We start from the raw sequence: 7864 nt of genomic DNA, 5'->3' as shown, positions 1-7864 counted from the left end.
CCCACGCCCGATAAAGGGCACTAGCACCTCAAGCTAGCGCGTCTGCCATTCCGCCACCCGGACAAGGTGGTCGGCCGCGGTTTCCCGTGGCGACATGGGCAACTCTATCAAGGGCTCACAGCTCCGCTGACCAGGGATTTCGGCTACGAATCCAGCCCCCGTCGGCGACGCGTCCACAGCCCCGCCATCCACAGCCGACCGAACCGGCCCGCTCCTGACCTACGCCGCCGGGTACGCGCCGGCGCACGCGCCGTCCGTGTTGCTGGTGCACCCTAGCGTCGACGGGGCCGTCCACCGCACCCTCCACGTGCGGGGACCGCGCGGACTGCTCGGGGTGATCGAGGTGCTCGGGATCGACACCGGCCTCGACCCGGCAGCGGCAAGCCTGCCCTTGCAGAGGGTGATCGCCGACTTCGTCGAGACCGCCGGGCGGCCCTGAACACCCGGCGGGTTCCCGTCCGTACTCCTTACGCCCGCCGCTCCTCCCGCGGCTCGGCCGCTTGCCGCTGGGCATCGGGGTCGGGGTCGGGGCTCGAACCATTGCCCGGCTCGCCGCCGCGGGAGCCGGGTACGACCGCTTCCTCCGCTTCCCGGCGGGCTTCGCGGTCACCGCTCTCGCCCGGCGCTTCGGACGGCGGGGTGGGCTTGCGGTGCTTCTTCTCGTTCATCCTCTGCTCCTGATCGTTGTCGCGGCGTTGTGCGTGTCAGGCGGGGAAGCGGTCCCAGACCCGGTGTTCGGCGAGCAGCTCCGCCAGGCCCTTCACGGTGGTCGCTGCGTTCGAACCGACGATGATGCCCGGGGCACCGGCCGGAACACCGGCTTCGGTGAGCACGCCCTCCGCTCCGGCCAAGGCGCCGATGGCCTTCGCGTGACGGAACGTCTCGGACAGCAGCAGGAGGACCCGGGGGTCGCTGCTGTCCGCGGGATTCCCGGCGACGAGCAGGGCGTCGAAGGCGGTGGACCGTGCGGTGGCGTACGTCTTCTGGACGGTCACGGCGTTCTTGCCCTTGCCCGGGAGGGTGCCCGTGGGGGCGATCACCAGGGGCGACATGCCCGCGGCGAGGACGGCTTCGCGCGCCGCGGCGATGTGCGTCGCCTTGCTGTCCGGACCGGCGACGATGCCGATGACCCGGCCGTCCACCGGCCAGGTGGAGCCGAGCTGGGACAGCGCGGGGCTGGGTTCGACCGCCCGGAGCGGCTCGGTGGCCGCCGGGGCGGGCAGGCCCAGTCCTGAGGCCACCTGGGCGCAGAGTTCGGTGTCGATGTTGGCCAGGACGGTGAGGACGCGTTCCTTGACGGTCCTTTCGTGGCAGTTGGCGAGCTCGAAGGTGTAGGCGGCGACGGTGTGCGCGCGTTCGACGGGCGTCATGCTGAGCCAGAACAGCCTGGGTTGACCGAAGTGGTCGTCGAAGGACTCCGGGGCCGCGCGTACCTTGCGGGACGGCGCCAGCTCCGTGGGCACCTCGATGAACGCGGCTTCGTCGACGCCGGCCAGGAACGGGCAGCCACCGCCGAGGCTGTTGGGCCGGTACGGGGCGACACCGGTGTGCACGGCGTCCTGGTGGAGGCCGTCGCGGTGCGTGTCGTTGACGGGCGCGTGGGGTCGGTTGACGGGTATCTGGGCGAAGTTCGGGCCTCCGAGGCGGCTGATCTGCGTGTCCAGGTAGGAGAAGAGCCGGCCGGCCAGCAGCGGGTCGTCGGTGACGTCGATGCCGGGGACCAGGTGCCCGGGGTGGAAGGCGACCTGTTCGGTTTCGGCGAAGTAGTTCAGCGGGTTGGCGTTCAGGGTCATCAGACCGATCGGCCGGACCGCGGCCAACTCCTCGGGGACCAGTTTCGTCGGGTCCAGCAGGTCGATGCCCTCGAAGGTCTGGGCGGGGGTGTCGGGGAAGGTCTGGATCCCCAGCTCCCACTGGGGGAAGGCGCCGGCCTCGATGGCGTCGGCGAGATCGCGGCGGTGGAAGTCCGGGTCCGTGCCGGCGGCGATCTGGGCCTCCTCCCACACCAGGGAGTGCACGCCCAGCTTCGGCTTCCAGTGGAACTTGACGAGGGTCGTCGCGCCCTCGGCGTCGACGAGGCGGAAGGTGTGGACGCCGAAGCCCTCCATCATCCGGTAGGACCGCGGGATGCCCCGGTCCGACATGTTCCACAGGGTGTGGTGGGTGGCCTCGGTGTGGAGCGACACGAAGTCCCAGAAGGTGTCGTGGGCGCTCTGGGCCTGCGGGATCTCCCGGTCCGGCTGCGGCTTGCCCGCGTGGATGACGTCAGGGAACTTGACGGCGTCCTGGATGAAGAAGACGGGCATGTTGTTGCCGACGAGGTCGAAGGTCCCCTCACCGGTGTAGAACTTCGTCGCGAAGCCCCGGGTGTCGCGCACCGAATCGGCCGAGCCCCGGGAGCCGAGGACCGTGGAGAAGCGCACGAAGACGGCGGTCTCGACGCCCTTCGCCAGGAAGGCCGCCTTCGTGACCTTCGCCGCGGTCCCGTATCCGGTGAAGACCCCGTGGGCAGCCGCCCCACGCGCGTGCACCACCCGCTCGGGTATCCGTTCGTGGTCGAAGTGCGTGATCCTCTCCCTGAGCTGGTGGTCCTGGATCAGTACGGGCCCCCGCGGGCCGGCCTTGAGGGAGTGGTCGCTGTCGGACAGCCGGGCGCCCTGGGCCGTCGTCAGGTACGCACCCGCTTGCGCGACCGAGGCTGCGGGCGTTCCGGTGGGCCGCCCCGTGGGGCTCTGCGTGTCGGGACCCCGCTGGTCGGGCTCGGGGGCCAGGGGCTCGCGAGGAGCGCTGTCCGCACTCCGTTTCGCGGGCGTGGTCGCGGGCGCGGTCGCGGTCGCGGTCGCGGTCGCGGTTGTCGGCGTGGTGGTCGTCCTGGTCGTGGGCTTCGCCTTCGCCGTCTTCTTCGCCGCCTTCTTCGCAGCCATGATGTGTTCCTTCCGATGGTCGAGGACGCGGAAGTCCGCCGCCGAGCGGCCGGACCCGCACCCTTCGCGAGCCGCGTTACGCCGCCACGCGGGAGAACGGGCTGGTGTGGAGGTGCGCCAGCAGGTCGGCCGGGTCGCGGTGGACGGCCAAGGCTCCCGCTTCCTCCAGGTCCGTGCGCGCGATCCCTCCGCAGAGCAGGCCGACGGCCGCCACGCCCGCACGGGCAGCGGCCCGCATGTCCCAGACCGAGTCGCCGACGAACACCGCGCGCTCCGGCGGCACCCGTGCCGATCGGAGAGCGTGCCGGACGGGGTCGGGCGCCGGTTTGCCCTGTTCGACGTCGTCGGAGGTCGCGGTGTCGTCGATGGCTTCGTCCGCACCTATGGCTCGTCGCAGGGCTTCGAGTTCGTTGTCCTTGGCCGAGGTGACCAGCAGCACCTCCCACCCGTCCCCCGCGAGTGCGCGCAGGAGGTCGGCCGCCCGGTCGAAGGCCTGGATCCGGTCGAAGCAGGTGGCATAGAGGGTGTCGTGGGCCGCGCTGATCCGGTCGTCGCCGGAGCGATCGCGATCCTCGCCGAGGAGATGGTCCAGGAGGTCCTCGCCGGGCAGGCCGATCGCGCGGTGGACCGCGTGCATAGGCACGCGATGGCCGGCTTGGCGCAGCGCCTCCCACCAGGAGGTGACGTGGAGGTGATTGGTATCGGTGAGCGTGCCGTCGACGTCGAAGAGGGCAGCGCGGTTCATGGCTTCTCCTCACAGCCTGCGCGATACGGGCAGCAGAAGGGACCGTCCGAGACCACCGAGAAGTCGAAGCCGCCCCACTCGGCTCCCACCACCTGGGACACCGGCTCGCGGGGGTCCGCCCGCTCGGTCGTCACCGTGCATTCGATTCGCACCATGCCTGGCGCCTTGCCGCAGCCGAGGGTTCGAAACCCCTACTACCCTGCCCTTTCGGGACGTCCCGCGCGACTCCACCGCTCGGCCCCGGCCGCCGCGCCCGCCTGCCTGCCCGCCCGCCCGCCCGCCCGCCTCAAGCGCTACGCATCCCGGTGGCGGTGGCGGGCTCTGCGACCCCCTCGCCGGCGGGTGCGGGCCCGGGCGGTGTCCCGGTGTCCCCGAAGGGTCTGCCGCCCAGGCCCTCGCGGTGGTGCGGGCTCTGCCAGCCCGACGGGTCGGGCCCCGCCGGCACGATGCCGGTCGGGTTGATGCCGCTGTGCACCCGGTAGTAGTGGCGCTTGATGTGGTCGAAGTCGACCGTGTCACCGAAACCGGGCGTCTGGTACAGGTCCCGGGCGTACGCCCACAGCACCGGATCCTCGGACAGCTTCGACCGGTTGCACTTGAAGTGCCCGTGGTACACGGCGTCGAAGCGCACCAGGGTCGTGAACAGCCTGACGTCCGCTTCGGTGATGTGGTCCCCCACGAGGTAGCGGCGGTCCGCCAGCCGCCGGGACACCTGACCCAGGCGCCTGAACAGCGCCGCGTACGCCTCCTCGTACGCGCTCTGCTCCGTAGCGAAACCGGCCCGGTACACCCCGTTGTTGACGTCCCGGTAGATGCCCTCCATCACGTCGTCGATCTCCTCGCGCAGCGGCTCCGGATAGAGCTCGGGGGCGCCGGCGCGGTGCAAGGAGCGCCACTCCGTCGCGAGATCGAGGGTGATGCGCTGGAAGTCGTTGGTCACCAGCCGGCCGCTCGGGACGTCCACGATCGCGGGGACGCTGACACCGCCGGGATGGTCCGGCGCGCGGGCGTCGTAGGCCTCGCTGAGGTAGCGGATGCCGAGTACGGGATCCCGCCCGCCCGGGTCCAAGGTGAACCGCCAGCTGCGGTCGTCCTGGATCGGGTCCGCCACGGCCAGCGACAGGGCGTCCTCCAGGCCCAGCAGTCTGCGGACGACGAGCGCGCGGCTCGCCCACGGGCAGGCGCGGCTCACCACCAACCGGTAGCGGCCGGCCTCGACGGGCCAGCCGTCCCTTCCGTCCGCCGTGATCCGGTCCGCGAAGAAGGCGTCGGAACGGACGAAGGTCCGCGTTCCGTAGTGCGCGTTGCCCATGATCACTCCTTCGAGGTCGCCGAGCCCGGCGTCCCGGCCGGGACCGGGTCGGACCCGGCAAGGAAGTGACCACCGCGGATCCGCCTACGAGCGTTGCTCGCCTTCCCCGGTGGCGTTCCCCGGTGGTGCGCGGCTGGAGTCGCCGTGCGTCTACCCGAGGGCGGGCCGGGCAAGCGCCGGGCCGCCCTGCCGCCCACGTGCCCGCCCGTTCCCGCACCGTGATTCAGGTCTAGCGAAACCGGAAGGGCAAATCGTAACATTTCAGACATGGAGCCGGTCAAGCCTCGGACCAACTGGACGTTCATCACCAACCACGCCCGGATCCTCGCGATGATCCTGCGCGATCCGGAGATCCGCGTACGGGACATGGCCTCCGCCTGCGAAGTGACCGAACGGGCCGCCCAGGCCATCGTCACCGACCTGGAAAGCGCCGGCTACCTCACCCGGGTCCGCAACGGCCGGCGCAACCACTACGCGGTCGCGTCGGGCACCTTCTTCCGACACCCGGCCGAGCACCATCACGAGATCCGGAGCCTGCTGAAGCTGCTGGTCGACCTCGAACCGCCGGACGGGACGGCCACTGAACCCGACTCCGACTACGACTCCGGCGATGGCCCCCACGAGCCGGATCCACACACCTGATTCACGCACCTGATTCACGAGCGCCTCCGGGTCGGACCGCACCACCCGCACGACATGGCTTCCGAAAGGGAGAAAGGCCATGACCGACCCCTTCGACCGCCGGCCCGCCACTCCCGCGGACACCACCAGCGGGACGATGCACCCCTCCGCCATCGCCTTGGTCTTCGAACCCGGCCCCCAGCGAGTCGTCGCCCGGGTGCGCGGCGAGATAGACATGGACGACGCGCACGGCCTGCGCGAAGACCTCGTCGCCGCCCTGACGTCCAGCCGCGCCGGCCTCGACCTGGACCTCTCCGGCGTCACCTTCTGCGACAGCTCGGGGCTTCACGTCCTGCTGGATCTGCACAAGCTCGCCACCGAGAGCGGCAAGAGCTTCGTCCTGACCGCCGTCAGCCGCCCCGTAGCCCACTTGCTCCAGCTCACGGGCATCCAGCAGACACTGACGACCCCCACCCCCGGAAAAGCAAAAGACCCCACATGAAGTGGGGTCTCAGCTGATTCTGGTGTCCGAGGGGGGACTTGAACTCTCCACTCGGGCACCAGCCTTTTTTATGTCCTGACCTGGGGAAACGCGCCCTGTGAGGCCCCTTCTTGACGGTTGGGGTTGGGCATGCGTCCCATGCGTTTCGGACCGTTCCGGGCCGCCGTTGGTCATGCGTTGGTCACGTGGCCAACCCCAACACCGCTGGCCGACGCGATCCGGCCTATCTGCACAGTTTCCTGTTCCCTCAACTGTGATCACTTGACCCTCCCGCAGCGGTGCCGGGAGCATCGAACGGGACACAACCGAAGACCTCACAACAGCAGGGGGACGGCATGGCAGTCACACGGCTGGTAGGAGAGTGCGAGAAGGGCACGTGCGCAACGCTGTACCGCGTCGACGGCACGGGGGACCTCCTGGTTCAGGGCTACGACACGACGGACGCTGAGACGGCCGGCCAGGAATGGTCCGACGAAGTACGCGGGAACATTGACGCGGGAAAGCGCATGTACCGCGTCCACATCATTTCGCGACCCATGACGGACTATCTTCGGTTCGAACTTGGATGGGGATACCAGAAGAACGCCAAGGCTGGTGAAGAGTTCTTCATTCTGGACACCACGAACCAGCTGAACCCGCTCGAAGGTGTTCCGGACTTCTGGATGTTCGATGAATCGTCCGTCGTCTCCATGAACTATGCCGAGGGCGGAAAATTCCTCGGCGCGGAATCCCACACCAGTCCTGCTGAATGGTTGGAACGGCGAGACGTGGCCCTGAGTCGGGCTGTGCCTTTTGCTGACTGGTGGGAGCAGTACGGGGAAGTGTGAACGGAACAGATCTGGGCAGAGCACTGCGAGAATTGCGAGTAGCCAGCGGAAAGCAGGCGAAAGTGGTTGCCCGCAGCGCAGCCATGTCCCCGAGCAAGTTGAGCAAGATTGAGAACGGGGCGCTAGCTCCGAGCGTCCTCGATGTGGAGCGCGTTCTGACAGCCTTGGAAATTTCCAAGGAGGTGAAGGAGCAGCTTACCGAGGTGGCCCGGCAGGTGGCCACTGAGGCCACAGCGTGGCGTATATATCGGCGCACCGGCCTGCACAAGCATCAGGAAGAGATCCAGGCAATAGAGGCTCAGACAGCCCTACTCAGGGTTTTTCAGCCCTCCTGCATCCCTGGACTGCTTCAGACTCCCGAATATGTGCGGGGAGTCCAGCAAGGCTCGAAACTGACTGACGATGCCCTTGAGAAGATGATCGGGGCGCGTCTGCGCCGACAGGAAGTCCTGTACGACCGATCCCGGACATTCGAATTCCTGATCACCGAATCGGTCATCAGGTGGAAGCTGATCCCGGCCCCGATGATGGCCGCACAACTGGATAAGCTCATCACCATGTCTCGGATGTCAAACATCCGGATTGGGATTGTCCCTCTCTCTGCCACCATGCCTGGACTTCCCACATCCTCGTTCGTCCTATTCGACGGCCGGCTCGCGATCGTGGAAATCCCGCACGCTGAAATCACCACCAGTGAGATGCGGGACATCGAACTGTACGTGGACAAGTTCCAGATGTTCGACCGAGTAGCCCTTTCAGGTGAAGACATGTGGGACCTCGTCGCAGGTATCCGTGACGACTTCTTGAGGGAACAGGAAACCGCCTAGAATCCTACCTTTCGCTCGTACACCATTAGCGCCGATGCACGGGAACGGCAGCGAAGGGGTACGGCATGGCAAGGGCGAAGAAGGCAGAGACGCCGGAGTTCGACCG

The 7864-nt window shown here is 68.3% G+C and carries 10 protein-coding genes; 5 read left to right on the top strand and 5 right to left on the bottom strand.

From position 1 onward, the window contains the following. Positions 1–265: 265 nt before the first annotated feature. Positions 266–439, top strand: a complete 174-nt coding sequence (locus ACIBEA_RS43745; RefSeq protein WP_399270022.1) for a hypothetical protein — start codon at positions 266–268, stop codon at positions 437–439. Between the two features lie 28 nt (positions 440–467). On the opposite strand, the gene ACIBEA_RS43740 is transcribed toward ACIBEA_RS43745, so the two are convergent. The 5 genes from ACIBEA_RS43740 to ACIBEA_RS43720 all read right to left on the bottom strand — a co-directional run bounded on the left by ACIBEA_RS43740 (position 468) and on the right by ACIBEA_RS43720 (position 4981). Further along, the gene (locus tag ACIBEA_RS43740) at positions 468–668 is read right to left on the bottom strand and encodes a hypothetical protein (RefSeq protein WP_399270020.1); all 201 of its coding nucleotides are present in this window, start codon (positions 666–668) and stop codon (positions 468–470) included. A 36-nt stretch (positions 669–704) separates the two neighbouring features. Next, a complete protein-coding gene (locus ACIBEA_RS43735) occupies positions 705–2924 on the bottom strand; it encodes a catalase (RefSeq protein ID WP_399270018.1) in 2220 nt (739 codons plus the stop codon). A 76-nt stretch (positions 2925–3000) separates the two neighbouring features. Beyond that, entirely contained in the window at positions 3001–3669 is a 669-nt protein-coding gene (locus ACIBEA_RS43730) for an HAD family hydrolase (protein WP_399270016.1), read from the bottom strand. After that, a complete protein-coding gene (locus ACIBEA_RS43725; protein ID WP_399270014.1) occupies positions 3666–3824 on the bottom strand; it encodes a hypothetical protein in 159 nt (52 codons plus the stop codon). The genes ACIBEA_RS43730 and ACIBEA_RS43725 overlap by 4 nt, the downstream gene beginning before the upstream one ends. A 131-nt stretch (positions 3825–3955) precedes the next feature. Further along, positions 3956–4981 (bottom strand): glutathione S-transferase family protein, encoded by a 1026-nt coding sequence (locus ACIBEA_RS43720; RefSeq protein ID WP_399270012.1) that lies wholly within the window; start codon positions 4979–4981, stop codon positions 3956–3958. 267 nt (positions 4982–5248) lie between these two features. Here ACIBEA_RS43720 and ACIBEA_RS43715 point away from each other — a divergent pair, with 267 nt between their 5' ends. From ACIBEA_RS43715 to ACIBEA_RS43700, 4 genes are all read left to right on the top strand, one after another. Continuing rightward, positions 5249–5623 carry a helix-turn-helix transcriptional regulator gene (locus tag ACIBEA_RS43715; protein WP_399270010.1) on the top strand — a complete coding sequence of 125 codons (375 nt, stop codon included), beginning with the start codon at positions 5249–5251 and terminating at the stop codon, positions 5621–5623. Positions 5624–5702: 79 nt separating this feature from the next. Then, positions 5703–6104, top strand: coding sequence for an STAS domain-containing protein (locus ACIBEA_RS43710; protein ID WP_399270008.1), 402 nt, complete (start codon positions 5703–5705; stop codon positions 6102–6104). 335 nt (positions 6105–6439) lie between these two features. Beyond that, the gene (locus ACIBEA_RS43705) at positions 6440–6931 is read left to right on the top strand and encodes a DUF6879 family protein (protein WP_399270006.1); all 492 of its coding nucleotides are present in this window, start codon (positions 6440–6442) and stop codon (positions 6929–6931) included. Further along, positions 6928–7758 (top strand): helix-turn-helix domain-containing protein, encoded by an 831-nt coding sequence (locus ACIBEA_RS43700; protein WP_399270004.1) that lies wholly within the window; start codon positions 6928–6930, stop codon positions 7756–7758. The genes ACIBEA_RS43705 and ACIBEA_RS43700 overlap by 4 nt, the downstream gene beginning before the upstream one ends. Positions 7759–7864: the final 106 nt, after the last annotated feature.

The sequence above is a fragment of the Streptomyces sp. NPDC051555 genome, assembly GCF_044454405.1.
GTDB lineage: Bacteria > Actinomycetota > Actinomycetes > Streptomycetales > Streptomycetaceae > Streptomyces.
The sequence above is the reverse complement of the archived record's forward strand: the minus strand, read 5'-3'. Positions and strand labels throughout refer to the sequence as shown.

Bases quoted from the DNA above. Each gene is read 5' to 3' on its own strand.
- ACIBEA_RS43705 (WP_399270006.1), top strand. From the start codon at position 6,440: ATGGCAGTCACACGGCTGGTAGGAGAGTGCGAGAAGGGCACGTGCGCA.
- ACIBEA_RS43725 (WP_399270014.1), bottom strand. From the start codon at position 3,824: ATGGTGCGAATCGAATGCACGGTGACGACCGAGCGGGCGGACCCCCGC.
- ACIBEA_RS43735 (WP_399270018.1), bottom strand. From the start codon at position 2,924: ATGGCTGCGAAGAAGGCGGCGAAGAAGACGGCGAAGGCGAAGCCCACG.
- ACIBEA_RS43710 (WP_399270008.1), top strand. From the start codon at position 5,703: ATGACCGACCCCTTCGACCGCCGGCCCGCCACTCCCGCGGACACCACC.
- ACIBEA_RS43720 (WP_399270012.1), bottom strand. From the start codon at position 4,981: ATGGGCAACGCGCACTACGGAACGCGGACCTTCGTCCGTTCCGACGCC.
- ACIBEA_RS43730 (WP_399270016.1), bottom strand. From the start codon at position 3,669: ATGAACCGCGCTGCCCTCTTCGACGTCGACGGCACGCTCACCGATACC.
- ACIBEA_RS43715 (WP_399270010.1), top strand. From the start codon at position 5,249: ATGGAGCCGGTCAAGCCTCGGACCAACTGGACGTTCATCACCAACCAC.
- ACIBEA_RS43740 (WP_399270020.1), bottom strand. From the start codon at position 668: ATGAACGAGAAGAAGCACCGCAAGCCCACCCCGCCGTCCGAAGCGCCG.